The sequence below is a fragment of the Blautia caccae genome, assembly GCF_040095955.1.
Lineage (GTDB): Bacteria > Bacillota > Clostridia > Lachnospirales > Lachnospiraceae > Blautia > Blautia celeris.
On sequence record NZ_JBBMFP010000073.1, the window covers coordinates 1 to 1,269 of the forward strand.

A 1,269-nucleotide genomic window follows, 5' to 3' on the forward strand; every position below is an offset into this window, starting at 1 on the left:
AATATCCGAATTGGCGGACATGTTCAGTTTATTCGTCCTCTGATCCTGCCGATGACTACTGCAGCTGCAGAAGCATCTAAAGGAAGTAGACTGACAGAAAAGGAAGATGAGAAAGTAAAAGGTCTTTCAGCCGCATCTGAGAACTATGGTAACTTCTTCGCGCAGAACTGTTTTCCGGCAGCGTCTGGTGTCGTGCTGATTCAGTCCGGGCTTGCCGTGGCTGGATATGAGGTTACACTATCCAGTATTGCATCAGCTTCTATTTCCGTTATGATTATCTCGATCATCCTGACGATGGTACAGGTATTCCTGTTTGACAGACAGGTGAAGGGAGGAAAGAAATAATGACAGATTTTTTAGGTGTTTATTTTCCGGAATTTTTCTATGTTCTCTGCGGACTGGTATGTTTTGATACCGCTTTCCGTGCAAGAAAAAACGAAGAGGCAAAAATCGGAACAATTATTTTCTGGACCCTGACAGGGTTGATCTTCATGATGGGTAAAGTTATTCCTCCTGTGGTTACCGGCGCAATGCTGTTGGTTATGGGCTGCCTTACTCTCACAAAACAGGTAAAAATGGGCAAGTTCGCGGAAGCTGCCGCGCAGTCCAAGCAGGCGGCCAGCGAGAGAATTGGAACGAAAATATTTATTCCGGCAGTCACCGTTGGTGTTATTGCTCTGGTTTTATCCTTTGTGAAATATGATGCTGTGAATGCAGAGGGTGTTGTCACTCCTACAGCGCTGAATGGAGCAATCATGACAGGTGTAGCCTGTGTACTTGCCTTGATTTTGGCATTTGTCATTTGTAAACCAAAGCTAAGCGAGACAAGAGAAGATACTTCACGTCTGCTTATGCAGGTTGGAGCCGCCTGCTTGCTGCCTCAGCTGCTGGGCGCACTGGGAAGTGTATTTTCAGAGGCTGGTGTGGGTGAAGTTATTTCTAATATGATTTCTTCGGTTGTTCCAAAAGGAAATATCGTAATAGGAGTTATAATCTATGTTTTTGGTATGGTCATTTTCACTATGATCATGGGAAATGCATTTGCCGCGTTTACTGTTATTACAGCAGGAATCGGTGTTCCCTTCGTTATTATGCAGGGCGGGAATCCTGCTGTAATCGGTGCACTTGGTATGACAGCAGGTTACTGCGGAACGCTGATGACACCTATGGCGGCGAATTTTAATATTGTTCCCTGTGCGGTACTTGAGACAAAGGATCCCAAGTGGTCTGTTATTAAGGCGCAGGTTCCTATGGCATTAATGATGATCG

2 protein-coding genes are annotated in these 1,269 nt (G+C 45.2%); both read left to right on the plus strand.

All coding sequences use genetic code 11. The features are described 5' to 3' along the window. Positions 1-345: 5-oxoproline transporter, DUF969 family subunit (locus tag WMO65_RS26155; protein WP_349064865.1), on the plus strand; the 345-nt coding region annotated here is incomplete at its 5' end. After that, positions 345-1,269: DUF979 domain-containing protein (locus WMO65_RS26160; protein ID WP_349064866.1), on the plus strand; the 925-nt coding region annotated here is incomplete at its 3' end. The genes WMO65_RS26155 and WMO65_RS26160, both read left to right, overlap by 1 nt.